Source organism: Maricaulis sp. (assembly GCF_017642925.1).
GTDB lineage: Bacteria > Pseudomonadota > Alphaproteobacteria > Caulobacterales > Maricaulaceae > Maricaulis.
In genome coordinates this window covers 178,439-198,356 of the sequence record NZ_JAEPOL010000003.1, presented here as the reverse complement: position 1 = coordinate 198,356, position 19,918 = coordinate 178,439, and the positions used below count along the sequence as shown (strand labels likewise).

General features: G+C 57.6%; 20 protein-coding genes, 1 tRNA gene and 1 pseudogene. 13 read left to right on the top strand and 9 right to left on the bottom strand.

The window, feature by feature from the left end; genetic code table 11:
• Positions 1-70 precede the first annotated feature (70 nt).
• The gene (locus JJ918_RS03855) at positions 71-487 is read right to left on the bottom strand and encodes a YkgJ family cysteine cluster protein (RefSeq protein WP_291883492.1); all 417 of its coding nucleotides are present in this window, start codon (positions 485-487) and stop codon (positions 71-73) included.
• 231 nt (positions 488-718) lie between these two features.
• Here JJ918_RS03855 and JJ918_RS03850 point away from each other — a divergent pair, with 231 nt between their 5' ends.
• The 4 genes from JJ918_RS03850 to JJ918_RS03835 all read left to right on the top strand — a co-directional run bounded on the left by JJ918_RS03850 (position 719) and on the right by JJ918_RS03835 (position 3,399).
• Positions 719-1,120 carry a hypothetical protein gene (locus JJ918_RS03850; protein ID WP_291883489.1) on the top strand — a complete coding sequence of 134 codons (402 nt, stop codon included), beginning with the start codon at positions 719-721 and terminating at the stop codon, positions 1,118-1,120.
• Between the two features lie 285 nt (positions 1,121-1,405).
• Complete coding sequence (locus JJ918_RS03845) at positions 1,406-1,825, top strand: hypothetical protein (RefSeq protein ID WP_291883487.1); 420 nt, start codon at positions 1,406-1,408, stop codon at positions 1,823-1,825.
• A 79-nt stretch (positions 1,826-1,904) separates the two neighbouring features.
• Complete coding sequence (locus JJ918_RS03840; protein WP_291883485.1) at positions 1,905-2,963, top strand: DUF481 domain-containing protein; 1,059 nt, start codon at positions 1,905-1,907, stop codon at positions 2,961-2,963.
• 256 nt (positions 2,964-3,219) lie between these two features.
• Complete coding sequence (locus JJ918_RS03835; protein ID WP_291883482.1) at positions 3,220-3,399, top strand: hypothetical protein; 180 nt, start codon at positions 3,220-3,222, stop codon at positions 3,397-3,399.
• Positions 3,400-3,510: 111 nt separating this feature from the next.
• Here JJ918_RS03835 and ggt read toward each other — a convergent pair whose 3' ends face one another.
• Entirely contained in the window at positions 3,511-5,268 is a 1,758-nt protein-coding gene (gene ggt, locus JJ918_RS03830) for a gamma-glutamyltransferase (protein WP_291883479.1), read from the bottom strand.
• Between the two features lie 67 nt (positions 5,269-5,335).
• Here ggt and JJ918_RS03825 point away from each other — a divergent pair, with 67 nt between their 5' ends.
• Positions 5,336-6,334, top strand: coding sequence for a P1 family peptidase (locus tag JJ918_RS03825; RefSeq protein ID WP_367277629.1), 999 nt, complete (start codon positions 5,336-5,338; stop codon positions 6,332-6,334).
• Between the two features lie 110 nt (positions 6,335-6,444).
• Positions 6,445-6,521 (top strand) — tRNA-Arg (locus JJ918_RS03820).
• 493 nt (positions 6,522-7,014) lie between these two features.
• On the opposite strand, the pseudogene JJ918_RS17225 reads toward JJ918_RS03820, so the two are convergent.
• Both JJ918_RS17225 and JJ918_RS03815 read right to left on the bottom strand, forming a co-directional pair.
• Positions 7,015-8,052 (bottom strand): annotated as a pseudogene (locus JJ918_RS17225) (recombinase family protein); the annotation flags it as partial.
• Positions 8,052-8,348, bottom strand: coding sequence for a hypothetical protein (locus JJ918_RS03815; protein ID WP_286800108.1), 297 nt, complete (start codon positions 8,346-8,348; stop codon positions 8,052-8,054). The gene JJ918_RS03815 and the pseudogene JJ918_RS17225, both read right to left, overlap by 1 nt.
• Before the next feature lie 245 nt (positions 8,349-8,593).
• Between JJ918_RS03815 and JJ918_RS03810 the strand changes: the two genes are divergently transcribed.
• Together JJ918_RS03810 and JJ918_RS03805 are read left to right on the top strand one after the other, a co-directional pair.
• Positions 8,594-9,196: a hypothetical protein gene (locus JJ918_RS03810; protein WP_291883468.1), complete on the top strand. Its 603-nt coding sequence runs from the start codon at positions 8,594-8,596 to the stop codon at positions 9,194-9,196.
• A gap of 186 nt (positions 9,197-9,382) precedes the next feature.
• Positions 9,383-9,883 (top strand): antirestriction protein ArdA, encoded by a 501-nt coding sequence (locus JJ918_RS03805; protein WP_271186082.1) that lies wholly within the window; start codon positions 9,383-9,385, stop codon positions 9,881-9,883.
• Between the two features lie 34 nt (positions 9,884-9,917).
• Here the strand turns inward: JJ918_RS03805 and JJ918_RS03800 are convergent, their stop codons facing one another.
• The 5 genes from JJ918_RS03800 to JJ918_RS03780 all read right to left on the bottom strand — a co-directional run bounded on the left by JJ918_RS03800 (position 9,918) and on the right by JJ918_RS03780 (position 14,600).
• Positions 9,918-11,219: a type II toxin-antitoxin system HipA family toxin gene (locus tag JJ918_RS03800; RefSeq protein WP_291883464.1), complete on the bottom strand. Its 1,302-nt coding sequence runs from the start codon at positions 11,217-11,219 to the stop codon at positions 9,918-9,920.
• Positions 11,219-11,470: a helix-turn-helix transcriptional regulator gene (locus JJ918_RS03795; RefSeq protein WP_271186080.1), complete on the bottom strand. Its 252-nt coding sequence runs from the start codon at positions 11,468-11,470 to the stop codon at positions 11,219-11,221. The genes JJ918_RS03800 and JJ918_RS03795 overlap by 1 nt, the downstream gene beginning before the upstream one ends.
• 189 nt (positions 11,471-11,659) lie before the next feature.
• Positions 11,660-11,860, bottom strand: a complete 201-nt coding sequence (locus tag JJ918_RS03790) for a hypothetical protein (RefSeq protein WP_291883462.1) — start codon at positions 11,858-11,860, stop codon at positions 11,660-11,662.
• A 133-nt stretch (positions 11,861-11,993) separates the two neighbouring features.
• Positions 11,994-14,081, bottom strand: coding sequence for a type IV secretory system conjugative DNA transfer family protein (locus JJ918_RS03785; RefSeq protein ID WP_291883459.1), 2,088 nt, complete (start codon positions 14,079-14,081; stop codon positions 11,994-11,996).
• Positions 14,082-14,201: 120 nt separating this feature from the next.
• Positions 14,202-14,600: a hypothetical protein gene (locus JJ918_RS03780; protein ID WP_291883457.1), complete on the bottom strand. Its 399-nt coding sequence runs from the start codon at positions 14,598-14,600 to the stop codon at positions 14,202-14,204.
• A 143-nt stretch (positions 14,601-14,743) separates the two neighbouring features.
• Here JJ918_RS03780 and JJ918_RS03775 point away from each other — a divergent pair, with 143 nt between their 5' ends.
• From JJ918_RS03775 to JJ918_RS03760, 5 genes are all read left to right on the top strand, one after another.
• Positions 14,744-14,962, top strand: a complete 219-nt coding sequence (locus JJ918_RS03775; protein WP_291883454.1) for a hypothetical protein — start codon at positions 14,744-14,746, stop codon at positions 14,960-14,962.
• Positions 14,959-15,606, top strand: a complete 648-nt coding sequence (locus tag JJ918_RS03770; RefSeq protein WP_291883452.1) for a Fic family protein — start codon at positions 14,959-14,961, stop codon at positions 15,604-15,606. The genes JJ918_RS03775 and JJ918_RS03770 overlap by 4 nt, the downstream gene beginning before the upstream one ends.
• A 539-nt stretch (positions 15,607-16,145) precedes the next feature.
• A complete protein-coding gene (locus tag JJ918_RS17220) occupies positions 16,146-16,331 on the top strand; it encodes a hypothetical protein (RefSeq protein WP_367277628.1) in 186 nt (61 codons plus the stop codon).
• Positions 16,318-19,071 carry a DNA methyltransferase gene (locus JJ918_RS03765; protein ID WP_291883449.1) on the top strand — a complete coding sequence of 918 codons (2,754 nt, stop codon included), beginning with the start codon at positions 16,318-16,320 and terminating at the stop codon, positions 19,069-19,071. Before JJ918_RS17220 ends, JJ918_RS03765 begins: the two co-directional genes overlap by 14 nt.
• A complete protein-coding gene (locus JJ918_RS03760) occupies positions 19,068-19,901 on the top strand; it encodes a hypothetical protein (RefSeq protein WP_291883447.1) in 834 nt (277 codons plus the stop codon). The genes JJ918_RS03765 and JJ918_RS03760 overlap by 4 nt, the downstream gene beginning before the upstream one ends.
• The last annotated feature ends 17 nt before the right edge of the window (positions 19,902-19,918 follow it).

Genomic DNA, 19,918 nt, shown 5'->3' with positions numbered 1-19,918 from the left:
GCGACACGAAGGTGACAAGGACAGCCCGTCCAGGCAATGCGTCTTGTGTTTGTGGGCGGGCAAGGGCCGCTCAAGCCACCCGCACCTCGCGCACCTTTTCGCCCAGTATGCCGTTGGCGCGGATCGCCTTGCCGCATTCGAAACTGCCGGCGCGGAAGGCGCGGCAGGCTTCGGGGCGGTTGTCATAGACGGTGCAGATCGCCTGGCCGGCGGTCAGGTCCAGTTGCAGGTGCACGCAATGGCCGCAGGAGAAGTCGACGAAGCGTCGCTCGCCGTCGATGACGAGGCTGTCCCGGGGGAGGTCGCGCCCGCGGTCTTCCGGGAGCAGGACGAGATAGCGCGGATTGCGGCTGAAACAGCAGGCTCCGCAGGCGACGCAGTCAAACGCCGTGTCCGACATCGGTGTGTCAAAATCCACCGCGCGAAGGCGGCCGCCCGCCCCGGCCCGCGGCGGAGGGGCTTTAGTTGAAAACGCGGCTGCGTGCATCTGAAATTTTTCTCCCATTTTTCCCGGACACGCGCCAGCGTGATCCGGGACCGACGGGAAACTCATCGCTTGAAGGCATGCGCGGTCGGTCCCGGCTCTCCGGCCCGCTTTTGCGGGCCATCCGGCCGGGAAAAATGGAAGACTCCTTCTCCCCGACCGGGGAGAAGGGGGCGCTCACCCTGCATTAATCCGGCCCGTGTTTGGCTGGACGCTCACACAGGGGGAGACATCATGCGCACAGCACTCATCGCGATCACGGCCTTGCTGGCAGGCACGCCCGCCATGGCCCAGGACAATTCGGACACGCCCGCCGGGCAGGAATTCGACATTGCCGTGTCCACGGAGCATTGCACGCTGCGTTTCGACGATACGGTCGAGGCGCGCGATGCGGCGCACCGGATGGGGATCGGCAGCCTGGACTGCAACGGCTATCCCAGCATGATCAGCTGGACCCTGATCGGCGAGCCGGGCGAAGGCGAATTCCGGATCACCGGCGCTCCGCGGTTCGAGAATGCCAGCTGCGCCGGGGGCTGGCCGCATTTCGAAATCGGCGAACGCCGCGACGGCGCCTGCTGGCTAGACCCCGAGCTGGGCGGCGGCACCCTGCGCGTAACAGTGACACGGACGGAGTAGGGGGCGCTTCCTCTCCCGAATACTCTCCATTTTTCCCGGACACGCGCCAGCGTGATCCGGGACCGACGGGAGACTCATCGCTTGAAGGCATGCGCGGTCGGTCCCGGCTCTGCGGCCCGCCTTCGCGGGCCATGCGGCCGGGAAAAAGCTCTGCGGCCCGCCTTCGCGGGCCATCCGGCCGGGAAAAATGGGTAACTTCTTCTCCCCGGCCGGGGAGAAGAGGGCGCTCACCCTCCGTTAATCCGGCGCGTGCTCATCTTCTGGCTGCAAACCGGGGAGGCGTTCATGAAGAGAGCACTTGCGGGCCTGGCGGCCCTTGGCCTGACATGCGTGCCGGCGGGGACGGCGCTGGCACAGACCCCGCCCGAGGGCGTGGAGGTGACGATCGACCTGCGCAGCGAGACGGTCGACGAATACTGGTTCTACAAATTCCAGCCCGGCGGCGCGCTGACCATCCGTGTCCTCACCCAGCCGCATGACGGCCGGCCCTTCAGCGAGCTTCCCGAAGGCCCGGTGGGCCAGTGGAGCCTCGATGCCGATGGCGCGCTGACCGTCACCTGGGATACCGGCGAGACCCGGCATTGCGAGGCCTGGCCGGACTATGGCTATAACGGCACGCTGGACGGGACGCCGGACGGCACCTGCTGGCTGAGCGATGATCTGGTCGAAGCTGTTCAGGAAGGTGCGCTCACCTCGGTGAACTGACCGGTCTGACGACGTAACCAACGAAATATTAAGCCTGTTCGCCCAGCAAGGCGGTGAAACACCGTTTTGAGGGGACGTCATGCCGTCGCGCCGTTTCGAGCCCTGTGTCCGGGCCGCATTCGCTGTTGTCCTGCTGTCGGGTCTGGCACCCGCAGCCCTGGCCGAACTGCCGCAGACCTATCTGGCCCTGCTGCAGGAAGCCGACAGCCGCGACCTGTCCGACGACCGCTTCCTGGAAACCGCCGACATGGTGTCCGTGCTGGTCGATGGCGGTCGCGCCGAAGTGCATGCCGCCATCCTGGCGCATCTGCCGGGCCGCGCCGGTGTCGTGGCCGACTGGCCGCTGCCCGATCCGGAACCGGCCGCGCCGGCGCCGGCTCCGGCAGCGCCGCAGCCGCAACATCGCGATCTGGGCGAGGCCCCGGTCGATCTGGCCGAAGCGCCCGAGGGCTCGGGCGGCTGGCTTGCCGCGCCGCTGCGTGCTCTGCAGGACGACACATGGGCCGGCCATATCCGGGCCGGCATCCAGCTGGAGCGGGGCAATTCGGAACTCACCGATCTCACCTTCGCCGTCGAGCTGGACCGCGAGCTGGAGGATGGCTGGCGCGTCGACAGCCAGTTCGAATACTTCATCGCCGAACATGACGGCCGCACCACGCGCGACAACTGGCTGGTCGAGCTGCGGGTCGAGCGCGAGCTGGACAATGGCACGGGCTATTATGCCGGCGGGTCCTATGACCGCGACGAGATCGGCCTTTACTCGCAGTCGGCCTTCCTGACCGCGGGCGGTATCTGGCACGTGCTGGAACGCCAGCGCATGGACTGGAAACTGCGCGCCGGTGCCGGTCAGCGCTTCCGCGAAGCGGCTGCGACCGGTGTGACGACGACCGACTGGGTCGCCGAGGCCGGTTCCAGCTTCAGCTATGATCTGTCGGAAACCTCGCGCTTTGCCTCCGAGACCACCGCCTATGCCGGCGGCGGTTCGCGCATCGACCAGCGCTTCACGCTGACCAACCGCCTGTTCGGCGACTGGGCGGTGCAGACCGGTCTGCGCATCGAGCACGAGTTCGAGGACCGTCCCGGTTTCGAACCCACCGATGTCCGCCTCGACATCTCGCTGCTCTACGCGTTCGACTGATCCGGCCGCGCTTGCCGCCAGGGCGGGCCGCGATCCAACTTATCCCCACCCCCTCCGGGCCGTGCGATACTGGCGCGGTTCTGTCTCAGTGTTGCGCATCGAAAACGCTTTCCGCTCCGGCGGAGGGAACCAAATCCGTCTCCGTGAATTTATTATGCATGCGCCGGCCTTCCCTGCCGGTCCCCCGGTTTCCGGCGCTGCAGCAGAGTACCGATCCCGGCGGCCGTCCGGCCGCCCTTGAAGCCAGGAGGCGTACATGTCGGAAGAAATGCTGAAACTGGCCATGCTGGCCGACAAGGTTGAACGCGAAGACCAGCCGGGCCGCACGGCGTCCGCGCCGGTAAGCCCGCTCGACACTTTCCTGTTCTGGACCGGACGCACACCGGCCCAGCTCGCAGCCGCCGCCGAGGCCGAGCGCGAGGTCGAGCGCGTCTGATCCGCGCCTGTTTCACGAGATCCCCCAAATCCCCCAAAGGAAACGCCCGTGTCACTGGCTGTGGCACGGGCGTTGTCTTTATGGGGTATCTATCGGGCAGGTATGGAGCACCTATGGCTCCAGAGCGGCGCCCTCACGGCGCGGGTCCGCCCCGCCGATCAGCGAGCCATCCTCGAGCCGCCGCACCGCGTGCAGGCCGGAGTTTTCCCCGCGATTGGCATCAATGCTGAAGCCCAGTTCGCGCAGCCCGTCCAGCACCTCTGCCGGCATCCCGTCCTCGATCCGCACCGTGTCGCCACGCGCCACGACATTGGGCAGGGCAACGGCATCCTGCGGCGTCAGCTCCCAGTCCAGCATGCCGACCAGGCTTTTCGCGACATAGCCGATGATCGACGAGCCGCCGGGCGAACCGGTGGCCAGTTCGAAATTGCCGTCCGCATCGAAGACGATGGTCGGCGACATGGAGGAGCGCGGCCGCTTGCCGCCATCCGGCGCATTCGGCACCAGGCGCCCCTCCGCATCGCGCGGATCGCGCGAGAAGTCGGTCAGCTGGTTGTTGAGCAGGAAGCCGCCGGCCATGCGGTGGCTGCCGAAAATACTCTCCACCGTCGTGGTCATCGACACCACATCGCCATCGCTGTCCACGATCACGAAATGGCTGGTGCCCGGAACGTCGGCCGTGGCATCGGCGCCCGGCGCGTCCACGCCCTCGGGAATACCCGGCACGGCATGCTCGATCGCGGTATCCCGGTCGATCAGGGCCGAACGGGTGGCGATATAATCCGTGTCCAGCAGGCCTTCGGAGGGCACGAAGACAAAGTCCGGATCGCCGATATAGGCGTCACGGTCGGCATAGGCGAGGCGGCTCGCCTCGATAAAGCGGCGCCAGCCCTCCACCGTGTCCGGGCCGGTCTGGCTCATGTCATAGGGTTCCAGGAGGCCGAGGATCTCGTTGACCGACACCCCGCCCGAGGCCGGCGGCGGCATGCCGCAGACCGACCATTCGCGATAGTCCCGGCAGATCGCCTCGCGCCGCACCGGCTCGTAGTTCGCCAGGTCTTCCAGCGTCAGTGTGCCCGGGCGCGGTCCGGCCTGGACCGCCGCGACAATCTCCTCGGCGATACGGCCGGTGTAGAGATTGCGCCAGTCCTCGGCGAGCGCCCGCGTGGTGGCGGCATAGTCCGGATTGCGCAGCACATGGCCGACCGGCAGGGCCTCGCCCTCATCGGTAAAGAAATAGTCCCGGGTCGCTTCCCACTCATCCAGCGGCGTGCGCGGCGCAACACCGGCGATCAGGTTGTGCAGGCGCGGGGAGACCTCGAACCCGTTCTCGGCCAGGTCCGTCGCCGCCGTGAAACCCTCGGCCCAGTCCAGCGTGCCGTGATCGCCATGGGCCATGGCCAGCATCGCCACCGCGCCCGGCGCGCCGACCGAATGGCCGGAGAAGATCGCGTCGAAAAAGCTCAGCGGTTCGCCGGTCTCCGGATCGATGAAGAGATCGGGCCCGGCGGCGGCCGGCGCTTTCTCCCGGCCGTCATAGGCGGTCAGTTCGCCAGTCTGGGCGTCGTAGTAGAGCATGAAGGCACCGCCGCCCAGGCCCGAGCTTTGCGGCTCGACCAGGCCCAGAACGGCCTGCACGGCGATCGCCGCATCCACCGCATCGCCGCCATTGCGCAGTGCTTCCAGACCCGCCTCGACAGCCAGCGGGTTGGCCGCGGCCACCATTGCCGGCCCTTCGGCCGGGGCTTGCGCGGTACTGTCCGGCGCTGGCGCCGGGGCCGCCGGTCCGGCATCCTGTCCGGCCTGGGAACAGGCGGCCAGCAACAGGCTGGCGGCAATGGCAGTAGTGGTCTCGAACATACGCAACATGTGACTTGCCCCTCATTCTCTTCCGGTCACGATAGACACAGCGTTCGCAACAGGTAAGGGGCCGATCATGGCGATGCCAGGAAAAACCAACAGTTTGACGGATGTTTCCGGGATTGCCGTCGGCCAGGCCGAGGCCGCGGGCGCAAAGACCGGCGTCACCGTCATCCTGCCGGACAGCCGGGCGGTCTGTGCCGTCGATGTCCGCGGCGGCGGTCCGGGTACACGCGAAACCGACGCCCTGGACGCCCACACCCTGGTCGATGCCGTCGATGCGGTGGTGCTGTCCGGCGGCTCGTCCTACGGCCTGGCAGCCGCCGATGGCGTCGCCGCTGAACTCGGTGCGTCCGGCCGCGGCTTCGCCCTGTTCGACATGCCCGGCGTGCCGCGCTCGCCGGTCGTGCCCTCGGCCATCCTCTACGATCTGGCTAATGGCGGCGACAAGGCCTGGGGCGCCAGTCCGCCCTATCGCGATCTCGGACGCGACGCGCTGGCCGCCGTGTCGTCCGGACCGGTCGCCCTCGGCCGCGCCGGCGCCGGCTTCGGAGCAATGGCCGGCACACATCCCGGCGGTACCGGCAGTGCCAGCCTGGTGACGGGCGAGGGCTACACCGTCGGCGCCCTGGTCTGCGTCAACGCTTTCGGCTCGGTGACGATGCCCGGTCTGGACGATGTCTACTGGGCCTGGCCCCACGAGATCGACGGCGAGTTCGGCGGCGGCCGCCCGCCGGCCGGCTGGCAAGCGGCACCGGCCGACTGGGGCGCGGCCAAGGTCAATCCCGGCGTGCGCGAGAACACGACCATCGCCGTCGTGGCGACCGATGCCGCGCTCACGCCCGCCCAGGCCCGGCGCCTGGCCATCATGGCCCAGGACGGTCTGGCCCGCGCGATCCGGCCCGTGCACACGCCCTTTGACGGCGATGTGGTGTTTGCCCTCTCGACATCGGCGCGCCCGCTGCCGGAGAGCGGTGCCGAACTGGCCCTTGCGGCGCTGGGATCGGCCTGTGCCGACACGCTGGCCCGGGCCGTGGCGCGCGGCGTCCACGCAGCCCGCACACAGGCGGCATGACGCCGCTGCACACGGGTGTGCATTTGCCGCTTTGCGGGACTTGCATTCGGTGAAAGCCGCGGCTAGTTTCCGCGCCTCTTCGGGGCTGAGACCTCGGAGCCATACGGCCTGCACCGGTAGCTCAGCTGGATAGAGCACCAGACTACGAATCTGGGGGTCGGGAGTTCGAATCTTCCCCGGTGCGCCATTTTACAATCACCCCCATCGAGACCGCCTAACACCTTGAACGGTAAGGCTAAATCTGGGGTTCGAAGTCCATTTTCCCGATCATACGTAATGCCTGCTGGAAACACCATTTTCAGCACCAATTTGCGCACCGCCAAAGTACCATTTGTCCATATTTCATAGGGGTTTGCGAGGAATTGGCAGGCGAGTTCGAACATCTCCTCGAAGGTGTGCGGTTTTTGGCCTACACGATTGGTCTGTTCCCGAAGCAATAGCTTATCTTTTTCGAATCCTTCGATCTTGGCCTCATAAGCCGCGATTACGCGTGAAGAGTTAGAATCAACGATCCGGTCGAGGAGTTGATCGATCTTCTTGTCGAGTTCCTTGATACGCGCTTGAGCTTCTTTCGCGCGTGATTGTTCTTGATCGACACGACCATCCCAGAGGTCTTTCAGCATCGCTCTCGCTAGCTCAAACAGGCTCTTGGCAGGCGTAACGCTTGCGAGCGCCGCTTCGACCTCCCCTTCGATTGCATCGCGTCTGATAGACTTTCTGTGGCTCTCGCAGTCACGGTTATAGCAGAGATAGTACGGATGCTTTGTGCCGGTCTTGCTCGTGGACCACGCCGCCGTCAGAGGGTGATCGCAATCACCACACAGCGCGGCCCCGCGAAGCGGAAAGTCTTCCCGCATATCTTTACGGATGATCTGACGGTCAGGGTTTGCCAGTCGTTTTTGAATTCTCTCGAAGGTCGAGACAGAGACCAATGCTTCGTGACGGCCTTCACGCATCGCAATTCCCCACTTTGGAATTGAGATCAGGCCGGCATAAAGCGGCTGAGTGAGTAGATCGTTCACACGCTGGTTGCGCATAAATCCGCCCGGCAAATCTTTTGGGAAAAGGGGCTGGGCTTCGAGATAGCGCTTCACCTCCGCTTGGGTGCCGAAGCGGCCAGACGCGAAGCCTTCAAGAGCTTCTTGAACGATTGAGGCTAGAGGCTCATCGCGAACCAAAACCTTGCCTTCGTTGGAGCGCTCGAAGCGATAGCCTTTAGGCGCTGCAAACACCCAGTAACCGTTCATCGCGCGAGCGCGCATGCGGTTCGTGGTTTGCTCCGCGTTCTTTTGTCTTTGGTGTTGCGACACCGAGGCCAGAAGGTTTTCCACCAGCACCGAATCTGAGTCCTCCCCAAATTCGATCGATGGGCTTTCCAACCGGCCTCCCGCGCCACCGATTGCCGTTCTCAATCGAATATGCGCGTCCAGCCCCCGTGCGAGACGCGACACATCGTCGATGATGACAACCGGATTTTCTGCATGGTGTTCTTTAAGCCAGTCCAGCATCTCCATCATGCCAGGACGATCAGCGACGCCGCCGCTCATATCATCTGTAAAGACCTGCTCTACGCGATAGCCCTTGTAGCCAGCATATTCCCGGCAACGTGTTTCTTGGCTTCCAAGGCCATCGCCGCGCGTCGTCTGTTTGACGTTCGACACCCGGCAATAGATCACTGCGATTCCGCCGGTTTCGCTTTTCTTGTTCGTTAGATTCATCATGGTGTGCTCTCCGGCGTTTCGAGCTGCTTGCGCGGTTTGTCCTCGCGTTCAGCCTCTTGGTTTTCTTTATCAGCCATTGCCAGAGTCGGCCCATCGATTCCGAAGCCAGCATCCACGAACAGAACCATAAGGTCCCAAACAGTTCGCATGAGCGTAAGCTTCTGCGTCTCGGTGAGGTCGAGTTGTGCAATGTGGTGAGCGTACGCTTCAGGATCGAAACGAACCTTGCGAGCCTCCTGATTAAAACCGTCAACGGTTGACGATTGCAGGATGTTCTTTTGATCGTCTGGCATCCTGAACTCCTTTCTTGTGTCTCACGCACGCGAAGGGGGCTCTATTTTTATTATGCCGTATACGGATTAAAGAGTCCAGCATTTTCAGGGCTTTCAGCCCTTTTTGTGCATAACTTTTCCGGCATAAAAGCACCGTTTCGCAATGTTCGAACTCAAAATGCGGTGCTTATTGCGATGCGACAATTACCTGTCCTGATCAGAGGAAGAAGAGTAGGTTAATCCTCTGAGATTAAATAATATTTTCTATGGCAAACCGTTACATCGCCCGCTCAAAACTGAGCAATGAACAAGTCGAAGCGCTCCTTTGGGCGGTTTGCTCAAACTTTTCTGTGCCGATTGCCAGTGAGAATGCAGGTATTTCTGTGCGATCAGCCGCCGAAACCATGCGCAAACTGCGCGACATGATTGCCCGGTCTGACGCGCTATTCCATCAGACTGGCCTACCGCTTGACTGGCCTGATGATGACGATCCGCTTTGGCAGCGCCTTCACACTTGCGTATTCGACTGTCCGTCTGAAATCAGAGAGTCGTTCGAAAGCGTCGATGGCCCAGGAACAGCCCTTCTCGGCAACAGACGCCTTTGTTCAGCGTGCGAGTTTCTTCCGCTCGTCCAGCCGCGCCCCATGCTGCTCCGCACACTCCGGCATCTCAGAACAGAGCAACGCGGCCTGCCTACAGGAAGCTTCAAATCGGTGTTTCTTACGGCATTGGTCTATGACCGTTTCCGCGACATTGAACTCGACCGTGCCCTCAAAGACGATGAAGCTATGAAGCGATTGGGTTCGACCCGGCGCAATCATATGACGATGATGTTCGAGGCATGTAAGCAAACGCTACGAAAAGCCTGAACGCCTCCTGTCAGCCGAGGCATCCGAGCCTGGGCAAAACCGTCCTCCGCTTTGAGATAACCGCATCCGTGGCGACTGGCAGGCCCACTGCAACCGACCTTCCGCACCAGTGACCGTGAAGGCAGTTGCAGCGTGCCTTTGTTCCAGTCGCCCGAGCCTCCTGCGTTCAAAGCAAAGGAGGACAATATGCCCAACATTTATCATGCTACGCCCTACGACATTTCAGCGGTGGGCTTCTATTTCAAAACGCTCAATGAGTACCGCGAAAAAGCATCGCGACATCGCAACGAGTACGGCGATCCCGTCGAAGAATATGAGATTCAGTTCATTGATGGCGACAATTACGAGCTGTTCAAAGCAATCGGCGTGAACCAAGCAAATCTGCCTCTATGGTTCGATCAATTTGAAGACCTCGACGAAGACGAGGCCGCCCGCGCCATATACCTCGCTGGATACGAATGTATCGCGCCGGAAGAGATCATCGATCGCCTGGACGAAGTGATGCTCTTTGAAGGCACGCTTCTCGAATTCGCCGAGGATTACGTCGAGAGCACCGGGCTTCTTGACCAGCTACCGGAAAGCCTGCGCTACTATTTCGATGTCGAGGCCTTTGCCCGCGACATGCGCCTGGGCGGTGAAGTCACCGAACTGGAACTCGGCAATCGTCAATGGATCGTCCAGCTATAAGCTGGACGTGACATCGCTCCTATACCGCGATTTTCTATTGAAGGATTTTACACCGGCTTTCGATGGCACCGGACAGCGCATCAATGAGCACTTGCGGAAATGATTTCGGCAGCGCGCGAATTGTTTTTTCAAGGGCAGGTGCGGCGTCATCCAAAATTTCTTGAATGACTTCCTGTATGGCCTCTCTGGACAAACCGGACTCTAAGCCGGTTTCTTGAATATGGTGAGCGCGTATATCAGTGATTTTATAGTGACGCGACTTTCCCCACTTCATCGCTAGTTTGTAATCCTTACGGCGAATGCGGTTCGCGGCATATTCCGGCTCTGCTGTCAGGACATCGTAAAGCGGCGACATACGGAACCGTCCGCCGGGCAAAATATTGATGCTGAAATTCTTCGCATGGCCATCCGTGGCACCAATCAGCCAAAAAAGGATGTTCGCTTTGAAGAAGTCGCGTTGATCTTTATTCGGCTCGTCGCTGGCGCGTAGCAATTCCATTATCGCGGGGATGCCCGGCCCGCCGACATTTTCGTATTTCTGCGTAGGTGGGACAGACAGCGCCTGGCAACAATCCTCCTGCGGCAAGCGTATCAGGCGCTTATTGCGCGTCCAAAGTCGATCGAAGCGCTCCACGACAAGCGCTTTTTGTTTAGCAAATGTTTGTATCTCCGCCTTGGCAACCCGCAGTCCGAAATTTTCCATCAGCTTCAGGCATACGAACTCGTTCTCGACACTATTGGATAAATCCATGCCGTTGGGCAGCTTGCCAATCTGCGGCTTGATAATGTGGGTTGTTGGTGTTGTGCCAACTGGTTCCATCCATTGCCCTTCATGGAAGAGAAGCGCTGTTTTCTCCTGCGCCCCAGCAATCGAAATCCTGAAGTCATTTTCTGGTCGGATGCCAAGAGGACTGACATCAAGGTTTTGAAGCAGATTGCCTATCTGTGCATCCGTCAGGGGACGGCCTTCGATTTTTTCAGAAGGCGTGGAATCCTCACCTTCTGGAACGAATTGCAGGGCTCCCACACAATCTCTCCCGATTGCCGAGAGCATGCTGTAAGCGTCCGTGCCTTGCGCACCCGTGCGTTCGGCAACACGGCGTAGAATGGCTTCATTGTCCGGCAAGAGGTTTTCAAATACGGCGAGAACAGCGCCGCCTGTGTAGCGATCTTGTGTCAGCGGCAGTGACAGAGAAATGGGCATGCTCGTATCCCAATCGAGCCACTCCCTGGCATATTGAAAATTGATCGCGCCGCCCTTTTGACGTTCCATCTGTCCAACAAGCCGATTGTTGAGAAAGATATTGAGCGGTATGTAGCTTCGACGCCGCCCCATCAGAACATATCCTCAAAATCGTCTGTTGATCCTTTCGAGCGTTCTTGCCCTGTAATCTCCAGATCAAGGGCGGCCAGAATCTCGAAGATTGTCTCCAGCTTTGAGCCCGCATGGCCGTTCTCAATCTTGGAAATGGTTTCCTGCCAGACCCCACTACGAACGGCGAGCTGGCTTTGGGTCATCCCCGCCTGCTTACGTACATGGCGGATCAGTTGACCAAAATCTTTTGGAGAACGGATTATTTTTTGCATGGCGACTCCTTTAACAGAATTATGATCTAAAACTCATAAAATGTCAATATGATCTTTAGGGCATAAAGCTCGATTATGATCCAATCATCATAAAACCAAAATATGATAAATGGATCATAAGAGTCTGACTTGAGGCCCATGCTACCAGGTCGCCCCGCTCTCTGCCGGGCGACCCAATCGAAAGAGCAGCTAAAGCCGTGGCAGACGGCTCAGCCGATTTCGAGCACTAAGCTCGTTGATGACGATATGCAGATTGTGCGCAATCGCTTGAGCAAGCTCTGAATCGCATTCGCTATTTGCCAGCTCTTCAGCGAGCAATTGATGCAGCGCTCGAAGCTGCGCTATCGGCATGCGGGCAGCTTCCGCCTTTGAAATGATTTGAAGAGACATCGCGTCGCTCCTTTACGTTTGTAATTGCGGCGACCGAACCGTTCGAGCACCTCGCCTGTCCCGCCACACAATTTTCAGGCAATGGGTGTCGATCGGTTCGGTTCAGCGCCGCGTATCCGTAAAGGCTGCGATGCTATGAGGATTTAGGTTTCACAGGCTTGCTGGCCTGCACATGACGAAACCACCAGTGTTTTCGAGCGATGATTGGATAGTTGTTCTCCACGAAGAGAATCTGCAAATCGCGGTGAAGAGTCATCATCTCATCTGCATAAGCCAGCGGACGCTGCACATCATCGTACGAGATAGTTTTCGAATGGCCCGTAGTGGATGAGCTACTCGGGTAAGACGTGGTTGCCGATGAGGACGATCCGAAGCTGATGGACCGCTTTTTCATTGTCGTCATGCCGGTCAAATGTTCCGCGTATTTCGCCGTCTCATAGTCGCGGCTTCCAAAATACTGAAACACGCCCGCATTGCTGACGAATGTCTGCCAGCCCTTATCGCCATACAGGCGCATGAGCTGGGAGAGGTCTTGCGTAACCGCCCAGAGCTGCACACCGAGGCCCGCCATCGTCCCGAAGGCCGTCTCAATAATCTTGAGCCTTTCGAGGGCTGCAAACTCATCCAGAATAACGCGCACCGGCTCAGCGTCCGACTTCGCAGGGGTGCGGGTCAGATCGATCATGGCGCTTGAGATCATCAACCGAAGCCAGCGATTGAACGTCGAGAGACGATCGAGCGGCAGCACCAGATAAATCGTCGTCGGCGCATCGGCGGTTTTGAGATCGGAGAAGCGGAAGTCTGACTTGGCCAGGCTGTCACGAATTTTCGGGCTATCGAGAAAATGCGTGTTCGATTGCGCCGAGGAGATCACACCAGAGCGTTCCTTCTCTGCCTTTTGAGCAATGCGGAAAGCAGCGGCGCTCACCAGCGGATGAGGCGAGACCGCCATCCGCATCAAAATCTCATCCATTGTGCCAGGAAGATTCTCATCTTCAGTATCCGCAGCCGGAGGCAGCGACAGAATATCCCGGACTCGGCCAAGCGTTCGGTTGCCCTCTTCTTCGGGATCAACAACGACATAGAGGATGAAACCAGCAATCAGCGCTTTGGCCTCGTCGCTCCAAAATGGCTCCTTGTCGGTTGAGACAACAAGCGCATCCGCGAGTTGCATCGCGTCCGACCCAAGGTCTGGATCATCTGCGTGAAGAGCGTCCAAAGGATTGAAATGGGCATGGAAGCCCGCATCGGCCTCAGGGCCAAATTTATCGGCTTCTTGTGCTATGCCCCACGGGTCTACAATCTTGATGTTGTGCCCCATCGCAGCACGCTTTTCTGCCGTACGCCGCGCATTCTCGCCTTTGGGATCAATGACGAGAATGGAGCCTTTTGACCGGAGAAGGTTCGGAATAATGGCAGCAGCGCCTTTACCCGTTCGCGTTGGTGCGACTGTCAATGCGTGCATGTCGCCTCGATAGACGAGTGGGATGCCTTTTTCTTGCTCTTTGCCGAGGAAAAGACCGTCTCCCTTATCCATTGAACCAATTAGGTCGGCATCTGTGATGTCATCGAAAGTTGCCCACCGTGACGAACCAAAGATGTCCGGGATTTCCGTAGGCGGTCTGATGACGAGAAGAAACTTCGCCGCCAGGGCAATGCCTGCGCTAAAGCCAGTGATGAAGGCCAGCATCGACGCCATGGATGTTGTCGATGCAGAGTCACTTGTGTCTCCGATGAGCACGAGCAACGCGCACAGAACAATGAGCGCCACCCATCCATGTTTGTGAACAACCCAACGCCAAAAGGCGAGGATTGCGACCAATCCAACCCCGAGCACGAATCCGCCCATGAGGCTGCTCAAGGTCAGGCCGCGCATTGGGTTCATTGCAGCGCCAAGATCGCCGCCACCGATTGGCATGCCATAGGCATCATATTGAACTTGGCTGCCGCCGCTTTCTTCGCCGCTGAAACCAAAGCTCACGACGGCCACGGTGACGGCTACACCGAAGACAGCGAGCGCGGCCCACGCGAGCCATTTGAGAAACGGCTTGCTGTCTGGCTTGGCCTTTAGCTGTTGCTCAGGAGATGATTTTGATCCTGGCTTGCTCCGAAGGTACGCTTCCGTCGCTCTTTTTGCGCGAAGCTGTTTCGCTCGTTCTGGGTCGATAAAACCGTGTATGCCGTCCCATAGAGAGCGGAACCACGAAACTATTGGGTCCATCGTTTGGGCACTCCTCTTACGTTGAAAAACTGTCAACGTGTGTGAGTGCCGTTTATTATTGAAAGTTAACCAATTCGCCCGTTTTGCGAAATTAGCCGCCAAGGCCCGCAGATTTTTTCACTAACGGTCGCGTTCTCGATCCTGCTCTTTGCCGCGTTGCAAAAGAGCCCGCATACGATCGCGTGCAGCTTCATCGCGTTCAGGCGCGGCATACTTTGGAGCTGGCCGGATAGTTTCACCGCCCAGGCTCAACGAAGGTGGTCTGGGACGCGGCTTTTCCAGTTCGGGAAGTTCGGCTTCTTCTTCCTTTTGAGCCTCGTCATCCAGCTCTTGTGCAATGCGGTGAATGTCAGAGTTCCGGCGGTCTGGGACTCCCGATCGCCGGTCATTGAGCCCTTCGAGCGCTTTCAAAAGGTCGCTCGACGGCTCCTCTTTTGGAGCGTCCGAAGCCTTCTCTTCGAAGGCATTTTTCGCCGCTCCTTCGTTCCGGGCGTGTTTCTCATCCCAGCTATCAGACACATCGCACTCCACGTCTCGATGGGAATCGACGTAGCACGGAAATCGTCAAAAGTGCAGTAGAACCAAGCTTGAAGCGAAATAATCTCTCATAGGTATACGGACTAAACCGTGCAATCAGAGGAAGTTTGTGGTAAGATTATCAAATGAGTAATTCATCAGAGTCTGAATTGATTGCTGCAAAAGAAGCGCGTGAGCGCTTTGAGGAAGCGGTGCATATGCAAGCTGTTGAAGAAAACCCCTTTACAGCAGAAGACTACGCGCTTTTTGCGCAATTTGATCGGGACGGCATAAGTGACGATGAGCAACGCGCGCGCATCATTGCTGAACTCACCGGGAATGCGTCCCATTTCACGGATAAATGAACAACGAAACGCGCGACAAGGCGCTCTATCGCTATCCCGATAGCGACATTCTTAAGAACAAGCTGAATCTACGCGATACCGACAGCCTGAATAAGGCAGAACGCCGTCTTGTTGTTATGCGAATCCGTGAGGGCTCTCCCACGGGAAATTTCGACCTTCAGCACTTGCAGGCCATTCATCGCCACTTGTTCCAAGACCTATACGAATGGGCAGGCCAATTACGGCAGGTTGATATAGGCAAAGGCGGTCATTGGTTCATGCCTAAAGAGCGGCTCGAATCCGGTATGGCGGACATACATCGCAGGCTGTGCGAACAAAACAGACTAAAAGGGCTGAGTGCCGATGCTTTCGCGGATAAGGCTGGCATCATTCTAGGGGACGTAAATCATCTTCACCCTTTTCGCGAAGGCAATGGTCGCACCCAAACACAGTATCTCAAGCAACTTGCCGCCCAAGCAGGGCATAGTATTGATTTACGGCGCATGCATAAGCAAAAATGGATAGAAGCGTCACGTGCCTCAAATGTTGCCGAATATGCCCCAATAAGCGCCTGTATTCGCGACCTCATTATAGAGAATGAACGTGTAAGGCTGCGGCATCAAATAGCCTTAAAGCGAACAGAGCGCGGTGACCATGAGCGTTAAAAGACCCTCTTATCCTATCTGACGCGTTTCTTGACGCGCAAGGTGTGCGTTGTACTACAACGCCGACCTTGCCAAAGGGGCTGCTGCGCCCCCTGTTGGATACCCCAAGCCTTGGCACTGACCAGGTATTGAACCTACTCAGCACCATCCAATCGTATCGCCGATTGATCCCTCATCAGAGGCGGAGAATGACCTCTCCCCTCCGACACCTCCCCATGTCCGAACAGCCTGCCGTTCGATCGCAGATCAAGGGAGCCTCCAAGCTCCCCCGATACCCCCATGGCCATGTCATGGAGCCGACTTCATCGAGACCAACCGTGCGCCGTTTGGATGCCGTCAGCGTATCGCCGCTGAACTACTCGCAGGTGAGAATTAAGCTCTCCCTGCACCCATCGATCAAAGGGCTTTCGCGCCCCTTGAAACCCACATAACCTTTTCCCGGTATGTTCAAACCTTTGCTATCAACGCGAGGATATGAGGCGCTACATTAAGTTGTATTTGCTCTTCACAATCGTGACCACAATGGATACACTTTCTAGATGTCGGGAAAAGATTCCGGTTTCCGTATCCGCGTGGAACGAGACCTCCGTGAAAAATTCATAGAAGTCTGTCGCGCGCAGGATCGCCCAGCTGCGCAAGTCCTTCGGGACTATATGCGGGCGCACATCCGGGATCACGACGAAGAACAAGACAACAAGGATACGTCCGACCGTGAACGCAGTTGAAATTGAAGAAGCTATTTCGGAGCTAGCTGAGCAGCCATTTGAGCCGCAGGAGTTTCCCTTCGCGTTCCTTGAAGCATTCGGCAACAAAGCCACAACGATCAAGAAGCTTCGCTCTGGCGCATCGAACAAGTCCGACCAAGGCGGCGTTCTTCAAACCAACAACATCCATATCAAGGTCTGTAATCCTGGCGCGGTGACAGAGACGCTTCGCGCGTTGAAGGAAAGCCCTGCGACGACAAAGGCCAAAGCCAAGTATGTGCTGGCGACCGATGGCAACGAGTTCGAGGCGGAAGACCTGATTGGAGGCGAGACCGTCGCCTGCGCCTACAAGGATTTCCCCGACCATTTCGGCTTCTTTCTCTCGCTGGCGGGTATCTCGACCGTCAAGCAAATCCGCGAAAACGCCTTCGACATTAAGGCCACCAGTCGTCTGAACCGGCTCTATGTCGAGCTTTTGAAAGACAATCCCGAATGGGGGACAGAAGAACGCCGACACGACATGAACCATTTCATGGCGCGGTTGATCTTCTGTTTCTTTGCGGAAGACACCGACATCTTCGACGGTGAGAACCTTTTCACCGCGACGATCGAGCAAATGAGCGAGCGCGATTCCTCAAACACGCATGAGGTTATTGGCGAACTTTTTCGTTCGATGAACACGAAATTTGAGGAACGCGCCGACGCTAAGATTCCTCGTTGGGCTGACAAATTCCCGTATGTGAATGGCGGCCTCTTTTCTGGCTCGACCGACGTGCCGCGCTTTAGTCGGATCGCGCAGCGCTATTTCTTCCATATCGGCAGTCTCGATTGGAAAAAAATCAATCCTGACATTTTCGGATCAATGATCCAGGCCGTCGCGGATGATGAAGAACGCGGTGCTTTGGGCATGCACTACACGAGCGTGCCCAACATCCTGAAGGTGCTTAATCCCCTCTTTCTGGATGATTTGCGCGAGAAGCTGGAGGAGGCAAGCGACAACTCACGCAAGCTTCTCAATCTGCGAAACCGAATGGCCAAAATTCGCGTCTTCGATCCAGCATGTGGCTCAGGCAATTTCCTTGTGATTGCCTACAAGGAAATGCGTGCGATAGAGGCCGAAATCAACAAGCGGCGCGGCGAGAAAGAGCGACGAACGGATATCCCGCTTACGAACTTTCGTGGCATCGAGCTACGGGACTTCTCGGCAGAGATCGCGCGCCTTGCACTTATCATCGCAGAATTCCAATGTGACGTTCTTCATCGCGGACAACAGGAAGCTTTGAAAGAATTCCTACCGCTCAACGCCATGAATTGGATCACTTGCGGCAATGCCCTTCGTCTGGATTGGCTAAGCATATGCCCGCCAACTGGTACCGGTGTAAAAATTTCATCGGATGATCTTTTCGAGACGCCACTAGACCAAGCGGAGATAGGTTTTGAGAATGAGGGGGGTGAGACATATATTTGTGGAAACCCACCATATCTTGGATCGACATGGCAATCGCCCGAGCAAAAAGCGGACCTTGCAGCAATCTTTGAAGACCGGACCACAAGCTGGAAGTCTCTCGATTACGTCTCAGGCTGGTTCATGAAAGCTGTCGACTACGGACTTCGAACCCCAACAGTTTCAGCGTTTGTTTCCACTAACTCGATTTGCCAAGGCCAACATGTCCCGATCATTTGGCCTATAATTTTTCGAGAAGGCTATGAGATAAAATTTGCTCATACTTCGTTCAAATGGACCAATTTGGCGAGCCACAACGCCGGAGTAACTGTCGCCATAGTAGGGATTGGATTGAGAACTAGAGAGCAAAAAGTTCTCTTCTCCGTGTCTCCAGATGGTGCGCTCGAACGAAAAAGCGTCCATCAAATTAATGCGTATTTGGTCCCCGCAGATAACGTCATTGTTCAAAAGTCTTCTAAGCCGCTTTTCGGAGTGGCCGAGATGACATTTGGAAGCAAACCGGTTGATGGCGGGAACCTATTGCTGAGCAGAAGCGAGCTCGATCAATTGAATCTAACCCCGGATGATCAGTCAAAATTCACAGCAAGAATTGTGGGCTCAGACGAATTCATAAACGGCAAGATGCGATACTGCGTATGGGTGCGAGACCAAGATGCAGACGTTGCGATTCATCACCCCAAACTTCGTTCAAGAATATCTGCCGTCCGAGAAATGCGTCAAAAGAGCAAAAAAGCGGCCACCCAAGCAGGTGCTGCCTGGCCGCATCGCTTCGATGAGCGAAGGCAAGACGGAACAGAACAAATCATTGTTGTGCCCGCGGTATCTTCCGAAGGTCGTGACTACTTGCCTTGCGGGCTACTTCAGCCAGGAACCATTATAACAAATCGGAATTTTGGCATATTCAACGCGCCGATTTGGAATCTAGCGATAGTCGCATCGAGACTGCACTGGGTTTGGGTAGACGCTGTATGCGGTAAGCTAGAGACACGTTTTAACTACTCGAATACGCTTGGCTGGAACACATTCCCTATCCCCAAGCTGACCGAGAAGAACAAGGCAGACCTGACCCGCTGTGCCGAGGATATTCTTCTGGCGCGCGAGGCGCATTTCCCCGCGACCATCGCCGATCTCTACGACCCCGAGAAAATGCCTGACGACCTGCGTGCTGCGCATGAGCGTAACGATGAAGTACTTGAACGCATCTACATCGGGCGTCGTTTCAAGAATGACACTGAGAGGCTCGAAAAACTGTTCGAGCTTTACACCAAAATGACTAGTCGGAAGGAGGTTGCGTGAGTAGCCTGACCGACATTGACAAGCGTTACCTTGAAAGGCTTCTCGTCACGCAGCCTGGCTATATTTTGGATTATACTGACCCAACTTATAGCGAGTTTTTTCAGCGACATAAGATCGATATTCACGGGCCAAAGTATCAGACCTACGGAACCTCCAAAGCGAAGAAGCTTCGTGCGTTTTGGGAACAAGAGTCGGACGAGTTGGTTGGCACGGTCCTTAATGAGATGCTCGATTCCTACGAGGCGAGTTGCGAACTTGATGGCCAGGAACTGGATAAACCGATCCTAGAAAAATCGCGGGCCATTGTCGCAAGGCTTGGCGGGAAGCCGGTCAATCGAACCAATGCGGAGACTGAGAGCGAATTTCTCAGCAAAGAGTTCTCGATACCGAATATCGAGAAGCTCCCAATAGAACAGGCCGTCGCCTCTGTGATCCGACGACGCCTTGAAGAAGCACGCACCGCGCTAGGAACGGGCGCCTACTTATCCGTCATTTTTCTTTGTGGCAGCGTTCTTGAGGGAGTCTTGCTGGGCGCGGCGCAGAGCAACCCAGCGAGCTTTAATCGAGCGAATGCTTCTCCAAAATCGGATGATGGCACGGTTAAGAAATTCCAAGATTGGACACTGGCCAGTTTTATAGATGTGGCCTGCGAAATCGGTGTGCTGAAGCCGGACGTGAAGAAATTCAGCCACGGGCTGCGCGATTATCGCAATTACATTCATCCCTATGAAGAGATGGTTTCTGGCTTCACCCCAGACGAGCACACAGCGAAAGTTTGCTTTCAGGTTCTGAAGGCGGCGTTGGCTAGCGTGGCAGGAGAGCGCCGATGAGCAAGAACAATAAACGA